General features: G+C 64.8%; 16 protein-coding genes. 5 read left to right on the forward strand and 11 right to left on the reverse strand.

Annotation, left to right across the window (positions count from 1 at the left end; all coding sequences use genetic code 11):
* Positions 1-32 precede the first annotated feature (32 nt).
* Positions 33-272, forward strand: a complete 240-nt coding sequence (locus ACQR13_RS07955; RefSeq protein ID WP_315749556.1) for a hypothetical protein — start codon at positions 33-35, stop codon at positions 270-272.
* Positions 273-508: 236 nt separating this feature from the next.
* Here the strand turns inward: ACQR13_RS07955 and ACQR13_RS07960 are convergent, their stop codons facing one another.
* Positions 509-1,735, reverse strand: coding sequence for a CaiB/BaiF CoA transferase family protein (locus tag ACQR13_RS07960; RefSeq protein WP_434840914.1), 1,227 nt, complete (start codon positions 1,733-1,735; stop codon positions 509-511).
* A 346-nt stretch (positions 1,736-2,081) separates the two neighbouring features.
* On the opposite strand from ACQR13_RS07960, the gene ACQR13_RS07965 reads away from it, so the two are divergent.
* Positions 2,082-2,648 (forward strand): hypothetical protein, encoded by a 567-nt coding sequence (locus tag ACQR13_RS07965; RefSeq protein WP_434862719.1) that lies wholly within the window; start codon positions 2,082-2,084, stop codon positions 2,646-2,648.
* Positions 2,649-2,767: 119 nt separating this feature from the next.
* Here the strand turns inward: ACQR13_RS07965 and ACQR13_RS07970 are convergent, their stop codons facing one another.
* Positions 2,768-3,508: an NUDIX hydrolase gene (locus tag ACQR13_RS07970; protein WP_315749553.1), complete on the reverse strand. Its 741-nt coding sequence runs from the start codon at positions 3,506-3,508 to the stop codon at positions 2,768-2,770.
* A 107-nt stretch (positions 3,509-3,615) separates the two neighbouring features.
* On the opposite strand from ACQR13_RS07970, the gene ACQR13_RS07975 reads away from it, so the two are divergent.
* Together ACQR13_RS07975 and ACQR13_RS07980 are read left to right on the forward strand one after the other, a co-directional pair.
* A complete protein-coding gene (locus tag ACQR13_RS07975; RefSeq protein ID WP_434862720.1) occupies positions 3,616-4,653 on the forward strand; it encodes an SPFH domain-containing protein in 1,038 nt (345 codons plus the stop codon).
* A complete protein-coding gene (locus ACQR13_RS07980; protein WP_316192734.1) occupies positions 4,640-5,572 on the forward strand; it encodes a sugar kinase in 933 nt (310 codons plus the stop codon). The genes ACQR13_RS07975 and ACQR13_RS07980 overlap by 14 nt, the downstream gene beginning before the upstream one ends.
* A 105-nt stretch (positions 5,573-5,677) precedes the next feature.
* Here the strand turns inward: ACQR13_RS07980 and ACQR13_RS07985 are convergent, their stop codons facing one another.
* The 4 genes from ACQR13_RS07985 to ACQR13_RS08000 form a co-directional block, all read right to left on the reverse strand.
* A complete protein-coding gene (locus tag ACQR13_RS07985) occupies positions 5,678-7,639 on the reverse strand; it encodes an alpha amylase C-terminal domain-containing protein (RefSeq protein WP_434862721.1) in 1,962 nt (653 codons plus the stop codon).
* A gap of 20 nt (positions 7,640-7,659) precedes the next feature.
* Positions 7,660-8,031: a tRNA-binding protein gene (locus tag ACQR13_RS07990; protein ID WP_315714597.1), complete on the reverse strand. Its 372-nt coding sequence runs from the start codon at positions 8,029-8,031 to the stop codon at positions 7,660-7,662.
* A gap of 502 nt (positions 8,032-8,533) precedes the next feature.
* Positions 8,534-9,526 carry an AraC family transcriptional regulator gene (locus ACQR13_RS07995; protein WP_315714598.1) on the reverse strand — a complete coding sequence of 331 codons (993 nt, stop codon included), beginning with the start codon at positions 9,524-9,526 and terminating at the stop codon, positions 8,534-8,536.
* A gap of 438 nt (positions 9,527-9,964) precedes the next feature.
* The gene (locus tag ACQR13_RS08000; RefSeq protein ID WP_315714599.1) at positions 9,965-10,957 is read right to left on the reverse strand and encodes an AraC family transcriptional regulator; all 993 of its coding nucleotides are present in this window, start codon (positions 10,955-10,957) and stop codon (positions 9,965-9,967) included.
* Positions 10,958-11,619: 662 nt separating this feature from the next.
* Between ACQR13_RS08000 and ACQR13_RS08005 the strand changes: the two genes are divergently transcribed.
* Positions 11,620-11,994 carry a hypothetical protein gene (locus ACQR13_RS08005; protein ID WP_316172064.1) on the forward strand — a complete coding sequence of 125 codons (375 nt, stop codon included), beginning with the start codon at positions 11,620-11,622 and terminating at the stop codon, positions 11,992-11,994.
* Between the two features lie 631 nt (positions 11,995-12,625).
* Here ACQR13_RS08005 and ACQR13_RS08010 read toward each other — a convergent pair.
* The 5 genes from ACQR13_RS08010 to ACQR13_RS08030 are packed head-to-tail and all read right to left on the reverse strand — an operon-like array spanning position 12,626 to position 18,090.
* Positions 12,626-13,600, reverse strand: a complete 975-nt coding sequence (locus ACQR13_RS08010) for an ABC transporter ATP-binding protein (RefSeq protein ID WP_316172066.1) — start codon at positions 13,598-13,600, stop codon at positions 12,626-12,628.
* Complete coding sequence (locus tag ACQR13_RS08015) at positions 13,597-14,586, reverse strand: ABC transporter ATP-binding protein (RefSeq protein ID WP_315714968.1); 990 nt, start codon at positions 14,584-14,586, stop codon at positions 13,597-13,599. Before ACQR13_RS08015 ends, ACQR13_RS08010 begins: the two co-directional genes overlap by 4 nt.
* Positions 14,587-14,620: 34 nt before the next feature.
* Positions 14,621-15,472 (reverse strand): ABC transporter permease, encoded by an 852-nt coding sequence (locus ACQR13_RS08020; protein WP_410051823.1) that lies wholly within the window; start codon positions 15,470-15,472, stop codon positions 14,621-14,623.
* A 59-nt stretch (positions 15,473-15,531) separates the two neighbouring features.
* On the reverse strand, positions 15,532-16,473 hold the full coding sequence (locus ACQR13_RS08025; protein ID WP_316202191.1) for an ABC transporter permease: 942 nt from the start codon (positions 16,471-16,473) through the stop codon (positions 15,532-15,534).
* A 15-nt stretch (positions 16,474-16,488) separates the two neighbouring features.
* A complete protein-coding gene (locus ACQR13_RS08030; RefSeq protein WP_316202192.1) occupies positions 16,489-18,090 on the reverse strand; it encodes an ABC transporter substrate-binding protein in 1,602 nt (533 codons plus the stop codon).
* Positions 18,091-18,152 lie beyond the last annotated feature (62 nt).

The raw sequence follows: 18,152 nt of genomic DNA on the forward strand, positions 1-18,152 counted from the left end.
ACGTCGCCACCAATGACAATGGAACTCGCCCGATGACGGTCCGTTCGCGATTGATCCTGGCCGCTGCGGCCAGTGCGCTCGCCATGATGATGGCGAGCGAGCCGGCGCTGGCGCGCGGCGCCGCCGCCAGCATCATGAACTCGCCCGGCTATCAGCGCCGCTTGCAGGAATCCCGGCAGCAGCTCGGCACGCCGCCGCCTGCCCCATACGTGGCAGAGCCGCGCTATCACCGCCCCAAATCGAAGCGGCATAGGCATCACCGCACGCGATAGCCGCGCGTCCGCCTGCTCCATTCCCGCTGTCATTCCGGGGCATTCGCGCGCAAGATGGCGAAGCCATCTTGAAACAGCGCGAATGAGCCCGGAATCCATAACCACGAACAGCAGTCGTTCGGAGACAGCGGCCACGTCCAGCTCGCTCTACCATGACCGCTTGTGGCTATGGATTCCGGGCTCGCGCTTACGCGCGCCCCGGAATGACAAACGGAGAGAGCGGGGATCCGGAGGAGCTACACCACGCCCTGCTGCTTCAGCGCCGCGATCTTCGCCGCGTCGTAGCCGAGCCCCGACAGCACGTCCTGCGTATGCTCGCCGAGCAGCGGCGGCGCGCGATACTCGGTGATCGGGGTACCGGAGAAGGTCAGCGCGTTGCGGATCAGGGACAGATGCGGCTCGAACGGGTGTTCGACCTTCACCTCCATGCCGCGCGAGCGGACATGCGGATCGGCGAACACGTGCGCAAAATCGTTGACCGGCCCGCACGGCACGCCCGCCTTCTCCAGCTCCTCCAGCCAATGCGCCACCGAGTTCTTCAGGAACAGGCCGGCAAAGATCGCCATGATCTCCTTGCCGTTGACGACGCGGTCGTTGTTCCTGACGAATTTCGGGTCGGTCGCCAGTTCTGGCGCCCCTAACACCGCGCAGGTGCGCGCGAACTGCGCGTCATTGCCGACCACCAGCATCAATTCGCCGTCGGTGCAGCGGAACACGCCGGCCGGCATGCCGCCATTGCCCCAGGTGCCGCGGCGCGGCGGCGACTTGCCGTTGATCAGGAAGATCTGGGCATAGTGCGACAGCGAGGCGATCACGGTGTCGAACAGGCAGACGTCGATGTGCTGGCCGCCGCCGCCATTGACGTCGCGGTGATACAGCGCGGAGAGGATGCCGATCGAGGTGTTCATGCCGGTCATGTAGTCGACGATCGAGGGACCGACCTTCATCGGCCCCGCCCCCGGTTCGCCGTCCATGTGGCCGGTCACGCTCATCAGCCCGCCCATGGCCTGGAAGATCGCATCGTAGCCCGCCCGCGGTGCATACGGCCCGGTCTGGCCGAAGCCGGTGACCGAGCAATAGATCACCTCGGGATTGACGGCGCGGATCGCCTCATAGTCCAGGCCATAGCGCTTGAGATCGCCGACCTTGTAGTTCTCCATGAACACGTCGCAGTCCTTGGCGAGCGCGCGGATGATCTCCTGCCCCTCCGGCGAGGCGATGTTGACCGTGACGGACTTCTTGTTGCGGTTGGCGCAGATGTAGAAGGAATTGTTGTTGTTGGCCTTGCCATCGGGGTCCCTGAGGTAGGGCGGACCGAACGCGCGCGCATCGTCGCCGGTGCCGGGCCGCTCGATCTTGATCACCTCGGCGCCGAGATCGGCCAGCATCTGCGCGGACAGCGGTCCGGCCAGCACGCGGGTCAGATCGAGAATCTTGATGCCAGAAAGCGGCAGGGCCGACATGGAGTTCCTCCGGGGGCTTTATTCCTTGTGGCGGACATCCCGAGCGAGAGCCCCGCCTGTCACCCGCGGATACACCATTTCCCGCGCCGGAGCACTGCGCTGGCGGCATGCCGCCTTGCCGCGGACCGTCGCCCGGATGCGCGCAGCGATATCCGGGGTCTCCACCCGCGCTCGTGCCGAACCCGGATGTCGCTGCGCTCATCCGGGCTACGCAGCCATGCTGACTTTCTTGCTTCGTTTTGTGTGCAGCCTGCGGCGGGACACATCCAGAAACACGGAACAAGGAGCTGTTAAGCGTTCCGGTCGCACCTGGGCGCAGGTTTGATGTCGCACCCCGGAGCACGCCATGACGTCGATCTCTGCATCCTCCATGAGCGGATATTCGCCGCTCGACCTGCTCAAGCAGGAACTCACCAAGGAAGTCTCGGCCGGCAAGGTCAGCTCCGCCGACCAGACTGCGCTGTCCTCGGCGCTCGACGACATCGATTCCGCATTGCAGAGCGGCAGCTCGTCGTCATCGTCGAGCTCCAGCGCGCCGCCGTCGCCCAAGGAGATGCAGTCGAAGATCGACGATCTCATCCAGAGCGAGGTCGACAGCGGCAAGCTGACCTCGGACCAGGCGACCGAGCTGAAGAACGTATTTGCCAACGCCTTCTCCGGCGGTCCGGGCGGCGCGGGTGGCGCCGGCGGCCCGCCGCCGGCCCCGCCGAGCGATGACTCCAGCACCGACACCACGTCGAGCACCTCCTCCTCGTCGTCTTCATCGTCCTCATCCCAGGTCGAGGAGCTGTTGAAGAAGCTGCTCGAGGCGCTGCAGAGCTCGAACAGCAGCACGACCTCCTCGTACAGCGCCAGCGGCACCAGCTCGTCGAGCTCGACCAGCAAGTCGCTGGTGGTGGATTTCTCGGCCTGACCGGCGAGAGATGGAGCCGTTTGGCCCGGATGAGCGCAGCGACATCCGGGTTCTCCGAGACTCCGCGTGAGACCCGCATGTTGCTTCGCTCATGCGGGGCTGGAAGAGGCGACACGCCGTCAATCCGGCGCGTTGAACGTTCTGGCGAAATACACCGGCGCCGCCGCCGCCTTCAGCCGATAGAGCTGCGCCGGCCGGTTTGGCCCCTTGCGCATCTTGGCGATCGGCTCGATGAGGTCGGCCGAGAGCATGCGGGTGCGAAAGGCGCTCTTTTCCAGCGGACGATCGAGCACGATCTCGTAAGTCCGCTGCAGCTCGGGCAAGGTGAACTCCTCCGGCATCAGATAGGCCGGCAGCGAGGTGTACTCGACCTTGTTGCGCAGCCGCCGCACGGCGGCCTGCAGGATCTCGGCATGATCGAACGCGAGATTCGGCTTCACGCTCATGCCCGCGAGCGGAAACCATTGCGCATCGGCCGCGAGCGCGGCCTCCGCCGCTGACGCCGGGATCAGCGCAAAATACGCGTGCGTCGCCGACCAGCCGCGCGGGTCACGGTGCGCACTGCCCCAGCTGCCGAGCTGCTCCAGATAGGTGCTGATGACGCCGGTCTTCTCGGCAAGCTTGCGCCGCGCGCAGGCTTCGAGATCGCGATCCTTGTCGACATCGACGAAGCCGCCCGGGAGCGCAAACGCGTCCGGGAACGGCTCTCCCTCGCCGTGGCCGCGCCGCACCAGCAGCACGTGCAGCGCCTCCAGCCGGATCGTGAAGATGACGATGTCCACCGTGGTCAGCGGCCGCGGAAAATCCAGTCCGCCCGCTCTCGCAGCCGCTCCGCCGCCCTGCCCCTGCCGTGCTGCCATACCGTCCGCCCCCGAATTTGTCCCTTGACACTAGCACACTTAGTTGTACTGTCCAACTTACTAAGTTGGCGTGACACACTTATGCCATTGAACGTCAGGAGGCCGCCATGTTCGGCTTACGCTTCATCAAGGCCCAACCCACCACCTATCTCCTCAAGTACCGCGCCGGCAGCGTGGTCGAGGAAGGTGCCGGGCTCTCCACCTTCTATTACGGGCCCGCCACTTCCCTGGTCGCGATCCCCATCGGCAGCCGCGACGCCGCCTTCATCTTCCAGCAGATCGCCCGCGACTTTCAGACGCTGACGATCCAGGGCCAGGTGACCTACCGCATCGGCGAGCCGAGGAAGGCGGCGGCGATGCTCAACTTCACGCTCAAGCGCGACGGCAAGACCTACGAGTCCGATGACTCGGAGGAGCTGCCGCAGCGCGTGCTCGGCGCGGTCGAGGTGCTGGCGCAGCAGGCGGTCAAGGACATGACCCTGAAAGAGGCGTTGCGTGCCTCCGACCGCATCGCCGAGACGATTGCGGCCGGATTGAAGCGGCGCGCCGACATCGAGGCGCTGGGCCTGGAGATCCTCGGCGTCGCCGTGCGCGCGGTGAAGCCGACGCCGGAGACCGCCAAGGCGCTGGAGGCCGAGGCGCGCGAGGCGATCCTGAGGACCGCGGACGAAGCCATCTTCGCGCGGCGCAATTTCGCCGTCGAGCGCGAGCGGGCGATCCGCGAGAGCGAGCTCGACACGGAGATCGCGGTCGAGCAGAAGAAGCGCTCGATCCGCGAGACGCAGATGGATGCCGAGGCCAGCGTCGCCGCGAAGAAGAACCAGCTGCGCGAGGCCGGCATGGTCGCCGATATCGGGCTGGAGGCCAGGCGGAAGGATTTCGTGTCGCTGAATGCGGCGAACACCCGCACTTTGGCGGCTGCCGAAGCCTATCGCGTCGGCGCGCTGATGAAGATCTTCGAGGGCGTCGACACCCGCGTGATCCAGGCGCTCGCCGCCACCGGCATGCAACCCGGCCAGTTGATCGCGCAGGCGTTCTCGGGCCTCGCCGAAAAGGCCGAGAAGATCGGGCAGCTGAACGTCTCGCCGGAGCTGTTGAACAGCCTGCTGCAGAAGCCCGCGGAGGCCGCCCGTGTCCGGCAATGACCGCAAGGTGGTGCTGGTTGTCAGGAGAACGCGGCTCGAGGAGCTGATCACCAGATTCCTCACCGCGGACCAGGCCCGCTTCTATGTCGAGCATCTCGGCGCCGACTTCTCCGACTACGAACGCGAGCACGCGGCCTACCAGGCCGCGCGCTTGACCAGCGTCCAGACGCTGGAGCGCTGGGGCCGCTACCAGATCGTCGACCGCGGCTTCCTGCCGAACTTCATCTTCGGCCCCGCCGACATCGTCGCGGCGCTCGGCCCCGACGGGCTCGTCGCCAACACCATGAAATATCTCGACGGCCAGCCGCTGCTCGGCCTGAACCCGGACGCGGCCCGGCATGACGGCGTGCTGCTGCCGTTCGCGCCGGCCGATCTCGCGAACCTGCTGCCGGAGGTTGCTGCCGACCGGCGCGCGGCCAAGACGGTGACCATGGCGCGCGCGAGCCTCGCCGACGGCCAGGTGCTCCATGCGGTCAACGACCTCTTCATCGGCGCGCGCACGCATGTCTCGGCCCGCTACGAGATCGCGACCCGCGAGCATCAGGAGCGGCAGTCCTCCAGCGGCCTGATCGTCGCGACCGGACTCGGCTCGACTGCGTGGTTCAAGAGCATCGTCACCGGCGCGCTGGCGATCGCCCGCAACTTCGGCAGCCCCACGACGGGCGGCGACTACACCGCCCTGCCCTGGGACGCCCGGAGCTTGCGCTTTGCCGTGCGCGAGCCGTTCCCGAGCAAGACGTCACAGACATCCCTGGTCTGCGGAGGACTGAACGGCGCCGAAACACTGCGCCTGCGCTCGCTGATGCCCGAGAACGGCGTCATTTTCTCCGACGGCATCGAGGCGGATCACCTCGATTTCAATGCGGGCACGGAAGCGGTGATCGGGATCGCGGAGCGCCAGGGGCGGTTGATCGTGTAGCCACACGGCGAAGCTCGTAGGCCGGATGAGCGCAGCGACATCCGGGATCATCGCAACAGTCGTGGGACCGCGGATATCGCTGCGCTCATCCGGGCTACGCGTCCGTCACTCCCTCGCGAACACCAGCACGCCATTCGCCGGAATCGTCACGTCAGCCGAGCTGCGCTGGCCGTGCAGCGGCGGGCCGCCTGCGGTGACCGAGCCATTGTTACCAACCACATCCGGATTGACCCAGTTGTCATAGACGTCGCTGTTGAATACCTCCTTCCACTGCCCCGCGGCCGGAAAGCCGATCGCGTAGTCGCGCCATGGCGTCTCGCTGAGGCTGACGATCACCATCACGTCGTCGCCCTGGCCGTCCCAGCGGTGGAAGGCGAGCACGCGGTTGCCGTCATGGACGTGGACGATGGCGCATCCCTCCGCGGTCAGCGCCGGATGGGTGCGGCGGATCGCGATCAGCTCGCGCGTGAAGCGGATCGCATCAGCGGTGATCTTGTCCTCGCCGTCGAGCAGCCCCCAACTGATCGTCGTGTCGGGGTTCGGCGTGTCGCTCCATGGTTTGTCCTCGAACAGTTCCTGGCCCATGAACAGCATCGGGATGCCCGGCGCGGTCAGCAACAGGCCCGTGGCGACGCGGCTGCGGCTGCGCGCATACCAGCAGCGGCTGTCGACGGGATCGGCGAGGCGCGGGATGCGCGGCTCGCGGCCCGCATAGACGATGTCGTGGTTCTCGATCGAGTTGACCGCGCGCCAGCGCTTGTCGAGGCTGAGATCGGCGATCGCCGCGGCGATCGGCTGCATCGGGACGACGGCGCCCGCGCCGCCGGCCGCGCTCGCGACGGCGCCGCGCACCGCGAGCCGCAATCCGTCGCTCCAGGTCGCATCGAAGCCGGCGCCGCCATGCGCGATGTCCCTCACCACCCACGGGTTCACCGGCCAGTATTCCGCGATCTGGATCGCATCCGGCTTCTCCGCGCGCAGCGCTTCGGTGAGCTGCTGGCAGGTCGCCCAGCCACCGAAGCGGTCCATCACGCTGACCTCGTCGAAACGCAGGCCGTCGGCGTGATACTCGCGATAGAACATCACGGCGTTGTCGACGAGATACCGCCGCACGTCGGCGTTCCAGTAGGCGAACACCTGGCCGCCCGCCCAGCCCTGATCGGTGAAATACAGGCTGCGATTGGGATCGCCATAGGCCTGACGGTCGAAGAACCAGATGCTGCTCTCGTCAAAACCGCCGCCGGCGTGGTTGTAGACGACGTCGAACAGCACGGCGACGCCATGGACATGGCAGACGTCGATCAGCGCGCGGAGCTGGTCGTCACAGTGACGCACCACGCCGATATCGGCGTAAGGTGTCGCGCCGGCTGCGACGAGGATCTCGTTGGTGCGTTTGAAGTAGGCCGCGAGATGCGCGTCTTCTGCCTCCCCGTACTCGCTCTCCGGGCTGAACAGGTCGGTGCCGTTGTAACCCATGCTGAACATGGTGGGGAATTCCTGCACCGGCAGCAGCTCGATCGCGTTGACGCCGAGCTTCGCCAGATGCGGCACGCGCTCGATCACGTCGAAGAAGCAGCCGTCGGGATTGCCCGCCTTCATGTCGAAGGTGCCGACATGGAGCTGATAGATCACGAGCTCGTTGTTGGGCGGCGGCGTGTAGTCGGTGTCGTGCCAGGGAAAGGCGTGCGGATTGCGCAGCACCGAATGCGCCTGCGGAAACGGCGGATCGACCGTGAGCAGCCGTGCATGCGGATCGCGCTTGTAGCCGGAGCTGCCTTCACCCTCAACGAAGTACATATAGGCGTCGCCGTCCTTCAGAGACGGCACGAAGATCGCCCAATGGCCGTTGCCGATCGGCGCCAGCCGGCAGCTCGCGTCCTGCGCCCAGTCGTTGAACGGGCCGGAGACGTAGACCGCCTTGGCATGCGGCGCGAACACGCGGAAGGTGGCGCCGCCGGTCACCAGGGTGCCGCCCATGGGAGCCTGGAGAAGATGCATCTGCCTGAGCGAAATCCTGAGGCCTTCGGGAAACGGCGGCAGCGTAACAGGTTCGAGCAGCATATCCATGGCGGTCGGCTCTCCGCGCGTCAGAACAGCCGCGCGCCGTTCGGCACGCGCTTGTCGGGCTGGAACAGCACGACGTTGCCCTGTTCATCGGGAAAGCCGAGCGTCAGCACCTCGGACATGAACTTGCCGATCTGGCGCGGCGGGAAGTTGACGACGCCGGCCACCTGGCGGCCGACCAGGGTGGCCGGATCGTAGAGCGTGGCGATCTGGGCGCTGGAGCGCCTGGTGCCGATGCCGGGCCCGAAATCGATGGTCAGCTTCAGCGACGGTTTGCGCGCCTCCGGATAGGGCTCGGCCGCGACGATGGTGCCGATGCGGATGTCGACGGCCAGGAACTGGTCGAAGCTGATCCCTGCCGCCACCGGCGCTGTGGGATCATGGGCAAGATGCATGGCGGCCTCATCGAATGCGCGACCGCGCGGGAAGGCTAGCGGTGCCGACGCGGTCTGGGTCGGAATCTTTAATCGCCATAAGGGCTCCTGACAATGCACGCGCCCGGCGACGGCACGGCATATGGACGATTGGCTGTATTGGTGTGGCAGGCCGGTCGCAGCCTGCGGAGCCTTCAATCGCAGGCCAGGCAAGCGGGGGTGCAGCTGCCCCCCATCGCCGAGCGGGAGGTGCGTGAATCGCCATGGCATGTCGCTAGCGGCGAATGGCCGCGTGCACGCCTTGACCCGCCCTGCAGCATGTCCGCCGCCGAGCGCATGACTATGACACGTCGCCCGTAATGTCGCAGTTCGGTCGCTTTGCCTCCAGACCCAGCACGGTGGCCCAGCCTGGCTGCGAATACTGGACATCATCAGCAAGCTTCGCCGGGCACAACCGCCCACCGCGCGTTGCTGGCCCCGGCGCTCTTTGGAATGGTCCTGCCCGGCGCCTCTGTCAGGCGAGCTAGGCGGCTCGCCGCCCGCGCGACAGAGTGTCGGATGGAAGCTCACCGAACATCTCGCGATAGTCTCTTGCGAAGTGTCCGAGATTTCCGAAGCCGCAATTGAAGGCGACTGCAGAGACGGAGGTGCGCTGATCTGCCCCCGAGAGCATCTGTTTTGCCTGTCGCAATCGCACCGTTTTTGCAAACGTCGTCGGAGAGTATCCGCGGCTTTTTTTAAACGCCGCATACAGCGCGCGGATGCTGACGCCTGTCTGCGATGCCAGCTCCTCGATCGTGATGGCGCGCCCACAAGAGGCCTCGATATACTCTTCGGTCAGCCGAACGATCCGCGGCGCGACGTCCTTTTCGTCTCTCTCCAACAGCTCGCTGAAATTGTGGCGGTGAGCCGACAGGAAGGAAACGATGAGAGCCTGCTCCAGTTCGGCCAGCACCGCGCGTGGCAGCTCTGTAGCCGTCGCATCCAGCTGATGAGCGAGGAACATCGTCAGATCGCGCAAAACCAGAGCGTTCGGCTGCACCGCAGCCGCCATGGGATCAAACCTGAGGACGCCAGCCGGCTTTGCGCCCAGGAGCGTCGTCAACGACCTTTCCAGCGCCCCCGTACTTATTCGAAGAATGAGCTGCGCATAACCTGGCTCGAACACAATCCTGATCGGTTCACCCGGCGGAATTATACAGGCCTGCCGCTCAGTTATCGCGATCGCCGTGCGATTTAGAACGGTCAAAGCTCTGCCTTTGAGGCCAATTTGCAGGCGCGCGAAGTCGCCCTCCGGGAACTTAACGACCGACGTTCCCCCGTCATATGAACAAAAGCCAAGGCCGATATTCGCAAGCCGAAGGTAGTTGCCCACCCCCAGGAAGCCATCTGGCTTGGTGACTGTGAAGCCAGTTGCCCCGTAGACGGTACGCAACGCGTGCTCCATCGCCTCCGGATCGTCTGTACGAATGACGGGAGCGCGGCTCAGCAGGCTTACGGATTGATCTAGGTTCATCGGAAGATGGTACCTCGGTTTGACCGAACTGATACTCCGGGAAAACACCGGTCAGCGGCGAGGTGTCGCAGTTCCATCTTCTTCATCGACGCGCTTCAATTTCCTTCCAGATTACTACTTGGCCTCATCTGAGGTCTGCGCTGGACGACGCGGCAACCCTCCCGCCTACCCCCGAGAGAATATCCGCCATGAAGTTGAAGCTCGCTACGCGTATATCCAGCAGCGACGTCAGGTGAACGTGACCCGAACAAGTTGAAAAGCGCGGCGCTTTCTACGAGACGAGAATATTCGAAAGACCTGACCCGCTTCTTGGCGCCTCGCCGCAGTCGGACGGCGTCATCATGATTGGCTCTCAGCTTGAGTTGGCGACCCGCGCTTTGCTTCGCCGCTGCCCAAGCGCTATTGGGACTGGCCTGACCGACGCTTCTGTAAGGCGAGCTAGGCGGCTCGTCGCGAGCGCAACAGAGTTTCGGATGGAAGCTCACCGAACATCTCGCGATAGTCTCTTGCGAAGTGTCCGAGATTTCCGAAGCCGCAATTGTAGGCGACTGCAGAGACGGAGGTGCGCTGATCTGCCCCCGAGAGCATCTGCTTTGCCCGTCGCAATCGCACCGTTTTCGCAAACGCCATCGGCGAGTATCCGCGGCTCTTCTTGAACGCAGTATAGAGCGCGCGGATGCTGACGCCTGTCTGCGACGCCAGCGCCTCGATCGTGATGGCGCGGTCCCAAGAGGCCTCGATATACTCCTCGGCCAGCCGGACGATCCGCGGCACGACATCCTTTTCGGCTCTCTCCAACAGCTCGCTGAAATTGTGGCGGTGAGCCGACAGGAAGGAAACGATGAGAGCCTGCTCCAGTTCGGCCAGCACCGCGCGCGGCAGCTCTGTCGCCGTCGCATCCAGCTGATGAGCGAGGAACATCGCCAGATCGCGCAAGACCAGAGCGTTCGGCTGCACCGCAGCCGCTATGGGATCAAACTTGAGGACACCGGCTGGCTTTGCACCGAGCAGCGTCGTCAATGTCTGCTCCAACGCCCTCGCGCTTATTCGAAGAATGAGCTGCTCATAACCTGGCTCGAACACAATCCTGTTGGGTTCGCCAGGCGCAACTATGCAGGACTGCCGCTCGGTTATCGCGATCGCCGTGCGATTCAGAACGGTCAAAGCGCTGCCTTTGAGGCCAATTTGCAGGCGCGCGTAGTCGCTTTCCGGGAACTTGACGACCGCCCTCGCCCCGCCATAGGCACAAAAGCCAAGGCCGATATTCGCAAGCTGAAGGTAGTTGCCCACCCCCTGGAAGCCATCTGCCTTGGTGACTGCGAAGCCAGTTGCCCCGTAGACCGTACGCAACGCGTGCTCCATCGCCTCCGGATCGTCCGTACGAATGACGGGAGCCCGGCTCAATAGGCTCACGGATCGGTCCAAGTTCATCGGTCTGTCCTCGCTCACGGCTCGCTTGAATACTGAAGAGTACGTCCTCCGGACTGATCCAAGTCAACTCCGAGAAACTCCCGTCACGCGGGAGGCGGCCAGGCGCCGCAGCTCGATCATGTTCCCGACTTCTCACATGTTAACTTGAGCAGGTAACTGGCTAGTGTTGCGGCTAATTCTGAGCAACGTTTGCAGAGTTTGGACTTGAGAATAACTTCAAAATCGCCGCGCGACGCGCTTCAATCTCGTTGAGATGAGCAGGCAGCAGGTTCTGTAGAGTGCGACCGTAAGAGAGGAGATGAACGTGGCGGCACGGGAACCGGCATCCCGGCGAAGTGGAACTCATGAGTTCCGTGCTGGACGAGGCGGTGATCCCCTGCCCAAGGCCGGGCAAAACTCCACCACGAAATCAAGACTCGCTAAGCGCATCCTCGCAGCGACAGACAGGGTTGAACGTGACCGAGCGAGCCGAGACCCGCGGCATTTTGGGGAGACGATAATGTTCGGAACACCAACACACCTAACCGGCGACGCTCGGCGCTTGAGATTCTCGATCTTGCGAAGCAGGTCACCGAAGCGATGAACTTATGCCCTTGTCACAACGCGAACCTGGCAACGTCCACACGCCTGTCGATATGAGGCGAGATGAAGTGAGTCCAATCATGCTGATCAAGACGGTCACGTTGCATTCTCTTAGTTATCTTGTAGGCATTACCAGTTCAGTGGCGGTGCACCAGGTCATCCCCTCGCCGGGCACAGCGAGCGTCTTCCAGTCTGGCACGGCTGCAATAGGTCATCAGCAGGTCGCCAATCGCTCGACCAAGAGCGATAAGTTGCCAATCAGGCAGGCAAAGCGTCAACTCAACGTGCCAAGTTTCAATTTCGGAACCAACTGTAAACCGCCGATTGATGTCCGTGGGCGCTGCTTTGCAGACGCCGGAGGGACCCGCAAGGTCGCGCTGTCCGCTCGCGGCCCCCTTCGCGGCATACCGATTGTTTTGAACCAAATTGGTCCTGATGCGACAGATCTCGTGTAGTGGTGGTGCAGGCAAAATGACCGATATTCGAGGCGGCGACCTGTCCAATCATTCGGTATTGAAATCGCTAAGCAGAATCCGCACAGCAAAGCTACACCTCGATCGGCCGACGTCGCACCAATCGACAGAGGCCGCCCTGCTGTCGCAGATCGCGCTTTGCGACGTTCTATTGGACGAAATTCAATCGGTCGCCCGCAGCCTGAAGCGGGCGAGGCCGTGCCCCGGTGAGCCGACGCCTGGTCGCAACCGGGCGCGGCTGCGGTACCATTCCTCAAGACATGATCTGCAGCGACGACGCGCGGCGCAGCGATGCCGCATGCCGTCGAAGTTTCGTTCGGTCGCCACCTAGCCCGGACGAGCGCAGCAACATCCGGGTTCGCCGACACGGCACGCAAGACCGCTGGCGCCGACACGCGTCCCGCGCGCCGGCTGTCGCTCATGCGGGCTACGCGCTGCGCCCATATCCGCGCGAGAAACGCACCATCTCTCCTCCCTCATTGCGAGCTGCGCTCGCAATGAGGATTGGCGCGGCAGTCTCGTGCGTCAAGCTGTCATTCGCACCGGGCGCAGTGGGCAGGTCGCTTCGCGGCTTTCGCCGCGTAGCGCCTTTGCCCACCCTACGCTACTACAACTACGCATTCTCCAGATGGCACGCCACCCACTGGTCCTCGCCCTTCAGACGCAGCTCGGGCGCCTCCATTCGGCAGCGGTCGAATGCGAGAGGGCAGCGGGTGTTGAAGCGGCAGCCCTTGGGCGGGTTGACGGGGCTGGGAACGTCGCCCTTGAGAATGATCGGGGTGCGCTCGGCGCCGGGTTCGGGAATTGGGACGGCTGAGAGAAGCGCCCTGGTGTAGGGATGGCCGGGGGACGCAAAGATCTGCCGTCTGGGGGCGAGCTCGACGATGCGGCCGAGATACATCACGGCGACGCGGTGCGTCATGTGCTCGACGATGGCGAGGTCGTGGCTGATGAACAGCAGCGCGAGGCCGAATTCGCGCTGCAGGTCCTGCAGGAGGTTGACGATCTGCGCCTTGACGGAGACGTCGAGCGCGGAGACCGCCTCGTCGCAGACGATCAGGTCGGGCTTGGCGGCGAGCGCCCGCGCAATGCCGATGCGCTGGCGCTGGCCGCCGGAGAATTCGTGCGGGCGGCGGTTCACGGCGTCGCGCGGCAGCCGGACGATCTCCATCAGCTCGGCAATGCGCGCATCGCGCTCGGCCGCAGTCTTGGCGAGGCCGAAATTGTTGATCGGCTCAGCCAGGATGTCGCGGATCCGCATGCGCGGGTTGAGGCTGGAGAACGGGTCCTGGAACACGACCTGCACGCGGCGGCGCATGTCGCGCAGGCTGCCCGGGCCGAGATCGTCGATCCGCGTGCCGTCGAGCACGATCTGGCCGGCCGTGATGTCGAACAGGCGCAGGATGGCGCGGCCGACGGTGGACTTGCCGCAGCCGGATTCGCCGACCAGCGACAACGTCTCGCCGCGCGCGATCTCGAACGACACGCCGTCGACGGCGTGCACCCGGCTCTTGGCTCGCCCAAACAGGCCGCTGCGGATCGGGAAATGCTTCTTGAGGTCGTTGACCTGGAGCAGCGGCATGGTCATGCGGCGGCCTGCTCCTTGGCAGCGAAATGGCAGGCGGCGATGTGATGCTTGGCCTTCTGCTCCAGCCCCGGCGCATATTGGCGGCAGACGTCGGTGGCAAGCGCGCAGCGGCCGGCGAACACGCAGCCCTCGATGCGCTGCTTGAGGTCCGGCACCTGGCCGGGAATTTCCGCGAGACGCCTGGTCTCGCCCGACAGCGACGAGCCGAGCTTGGGCAGCGCGCCGAGCAGGCCCTGCGTATAGGGATGGCGCGGCGAGCGGAACAGCTCCCTGACCGGCGCTTCCTCGACCTTGCGGCCGGCATACATCACCATCACGCGCTCGGCGACCTCGGCCACGACGCCGAGATCGTGGGTAATCAGGATGATCGCGGCGCCGACGCGCTGCTTCAGCTCCAGCATCAGCTTGAGGATCTGCGCCTGGATGGTGACGTCGAGCGCGGTGGTCGGCTCGTCCGCGATCAGGAGCTTCGGGTTGCAGGCCAGCGCCATCGCGATCATCACGCGCTGGCGCATACCGCCGGAGAGCTGGTGCGGATATTCGCGCACGCGGCGTGCCGGCTCGGGGATGCCGACCAGCGTCAACATCTCCACCGCGCGCGCCTCGGCCTGCGCCTGATCGAGCCCCTGATGCAACCGCAGGGTCTCGCCGATCTGGCGGCCGACCGTCAGCACCGGGTTGAGGCTCGTCATCGGCTCCTGGAAGATCATCGAGATGTCGTTGCCGCGGAGCTGACGCATCTCGCGGTCGGAGAGCTTAAGAATGTCCCTGCCCTCGAGCTTGATCGAGCCCGCGATCTTGCCCGGCGGCTCCGGGATCAGCCGCATCATCGACATTGACGTCACCGACTTGCCGCAGCCGGATTCGCCGACGATGGCGAGCGTCTCGCCGGGGTTGACGTGGAAGGAGACGCCATCGACGGCACGGTTGATGCCGGTCGGTGTGCGGAAATGGACCTGGAGATTCTCGACCTCGAGCAGCGGCATCATTTGAGCTCCCGGCGATCTCTGACTGCGCTGCTCATGGGCTCTTCGCCATGCGCGGGTCGAGCGCGTCGCGGAGGCCGTCGCCGACAAGGTTGACGGCGAGCACGGTCACCGAGAGGAACGCGGCGGGGAAGAACACGATGAAGGGCTTGACCTGCCACAGCGCGCGGCCTTCGGCCATGATGTTGCCCCAGGACGGGATGGTCGGCGGCGTGCCGGCGCCGATGAAGGACAGGATCGCCTCGGTGATCATCGCGCTGGCGCAGATGTAGGTCGCCTGCACCAGCATCGGCGCCATGGTGTTGGGCAGGATGTGGCGCAGGATCACCATCGGCGTGCGCGTGCCCGAGGCGACCGCGCCATCGACATAGGGCTGCTCTCGCAAGCTCAGGACGACACCGCGCACCAGCCGCGCGACGCGCGGGATCTCGGCAATGGTGATGGCGAGGATGACGTTGCCGACGCTGCCGCGCGTCAGCGCCATCAGCGCCACCGCGAGCAGGATCGGCGGTATCGACATCAGCCCGTCCATGCAGCGCATCAGGACGCCATCGGCCCAGCGCAGGAAGCCGGCGACGAGACCAATGGTAAGGCCGATCAGGGAGGCGCCGAGCGCCACCGCGAGGCCGACCGTCAGCGAGACGCGGGTGCCATAGAGCACGCGGGAATAGATGTCGCGGCCGAGCGCATCGGTGCCGAACCAGAAATCCGCCGACGGCAGCCGCGTGCGCTTGGCCGGCGCGATCGCGGTGGGATCGACGGTGAAGAGGAATGGCGCGAACACGCCGATGATGACGAGCAGCAGCAGGAGCGCGCCGCCGATCGCAACCGTCGGATGGTTGCGCAGGAAGCCGATGGCGCCGCGCCGGATCTTCGGCGCGACCATCAGGTCGGGCAGAACAGGCGCGAGGACGAGGCCTGGCGGCGGCGATATGGAGGTGGCGGTCAATAGCGGATCCTCGGGTCGACCAGGGTGTAGGTGACGTCGATCAGGAGATTGACGAGCACGTAGACGAAGCTGAACAAGAGCACGATGCCCTGGATGACCGGATAGTCACGGCGCAGGATGGCATCGATGGTGAGCCGGCCAAGGCCCGGAATGGCGAACACGCTCTCGGTGACGACGGCGCCGCCGATCAGGAGCGCGATGCCGATGCCGACGACGGTGACGATCGGCACCGCGGCATTCTTCAGCGCATGAATGAACAGGATGCCGTCCTGCCCCAGGCCCTTGGCGCGCGCGGTGCGGATGTAGTCCTGCTGCAGCACCTCGAGCATCGCGGCGCGGGTGATGCGCGCGATCAGCGCGATGTAGACGCAGCCGAGCGCGACCGACGGCAGGATCAGGTTCTGCAGCCACGGCCAGAACCCTTGGGCCAGCGGCGTGTAGCCCTGCACCGGAAGCCAATCGAACTTCAGCGCGAAGACGTAGGCCAGGATGTAGCCGACCACGAACACCGGGACCGAGAAACCGAACACGGCGAAGGCCATGATGATCCGATCGATCCAGGTGCCCGCCTTCCAGGCCGCGATGACACCGAGCGGCACGGCGATGATGATCGTGAGGACCAGGGTGACCATCATCAGCGACAGCGTCGGCTCGATACGCTGGGCAATCAATGCCGACACCGGCAGGTTGGTGAAGATCGAGGTGCCCAGATCGAAGTGCAGCAGACGCCAAACCCAGCTGCCGAACTGGACCAGGAATGGCTGGTCCAGTCCGAGATTGGCTCTGATACGCTCGACGTCGGCCGGGCTCGCCTGGTCGCCTGCGATCACAACGGCCGGATCACCCGGCGCGATGTAGAGCAGGCTGAAGACGAACAGCGCGACGATCGCCATCACCGGCAGCGTCGACAGGACTCGGCGGAGCGCATAGGTGAGCATGGGAGGTCTTTCGCCCTATGCGGTCTTCGACACGCCCCAGAACAAGGGGATCGGCCCCTTGGTCACGCCCGAGACATTCTTGCGCCAAGCAGTATAGCCGAGGAAGAACCCGGTGGGTGCGAACACCACGTCGTCGATCGCCGCCTTGTTGATGCGGCCGGCGACCGCCTTCTCCTCGTCGAGCGACTTGGCGTTGAACCAGTTGGTGATCTCCTTTTCCACCGGCTCGCTGGTCGGCCAGCCGAACCAGGCCTTGTCACCATTGGCCCGTAGCGCGGTGTAGGCGGCCGGGTTGATGCAATCGGCACCTGCGTGCCAGGTGTGGAACATGTGCCAGCCGCCTTGCGAAGGCGGCGTCTTCTGCGCGCGGCGGGCGCCGACGGTGCCCCAATCGGTGGCGACGAAGTCGACGGTCATGCCGAGCTTCTTGAGGAGATCGGCGGTAACGTCGCCGAATGCCTTGGTGATCGGCTGGTCCTGCGCGACGACGCAGGTGATCGGCTCACCCTTATAGCCGGCCTCCTCAAGCAGCTTCTTGGCCGCCGCGAAATCGCGTTTGCCTTTGAGGATGTCGCCGCCCGCCTCGGTATAGAGCGGCGTGTCCGGCGTGAAGAAGCCGGGCAGCGGCTTCCACAGCGCGTTGTCGTCGCCGACCAGCGCGCGCATATAATCTTCCTGGCTCATCGCCATGAGGATCGCCTGGCGCGCCTTCACGTTGTTGAACGGCGCATGCAGGTGGTTCATGCGGAACGAGCCGACATTGCCGAGGGGATCGCCGATGTCGACGCCGATGTTCTTGTTGCCCTTCAGCACCGGCACGAGATCGGTGATCGGGTTCTCCCACCAGTCGACCTCACCGTTCTGCAGCGCGGCAGCCGCGGTCGCAGGATCCGGCATGATCACCCATTCGACGCGATCGACCAGCACCTGCTTGCCGCCGGCGAGCCACACCGGCTTCTCCTGGCGCGGCACGTAGTCGGTGAACTTCTCGAACACGGCCTTGGCGCCCGGCACCCACTCGCCCTTGACGAATTTGAACGGGCCAGAGCCGACATATTCCGACATCTGCTTGAACGGGTCGGTCTGCGCAATGCGCTCGGGCATGATGAAGGCGCAGGGCGCATTGCCCTTGCCGAGCGCGAACAGCATCTTCGGATAGGGCTGCTTCAACACCCATTTGAAGGTCTTGTCGTCGACGGCCGTCAGTTCGTTCTGCAGCGCCTTCAGCATCAGGCCCATCGGATCGCGCGCCGACCAGCGCGTGAGGCTGGCGACGACGTCCTTGGCGAGCACCGGCTCGCCGTCATGGAATTTCAGTCCCGCGCGCAGCTTGAAGGTCCAGGTCAGGCCGTCGTCGGACACCTGCTCGGATTCCACCATCTGGCGCTGCGGCACGAACTGGTCGTCGATGCCGTACAGCGTGTCCCACACCATCGCGGCCGCGTTGCGCACGACATATTGCGTGCCCCAGATCGGATCGAAATTGGCGAGATTGGCCTGTGGCACAAAACGCAAGGTGCGTGCGGCAGCGCCTTGTGCGATCGCCGGCGCCGCAATCCCCGTCAGCGCCAGACCACCCGCGCCCGCCAATCCCTTCAATACCGTCCTGCGATCCATGTTCTCTCCTGATGCAACACGCCAAGTTCAATTGCCGAATTTGTAAGCAAGGCCCATGCCAT

Origin of the sequence: Bradyrhizobium sp. HKCCYLRH3059 (genome assembly GCF_051168035.1) — a bacterium.
GTDB lineage: Bacteria > Pseudomonadota > Alphaproteobacteria > Rhizobiales > Xanthobacteraceae > Bradyrhizobium.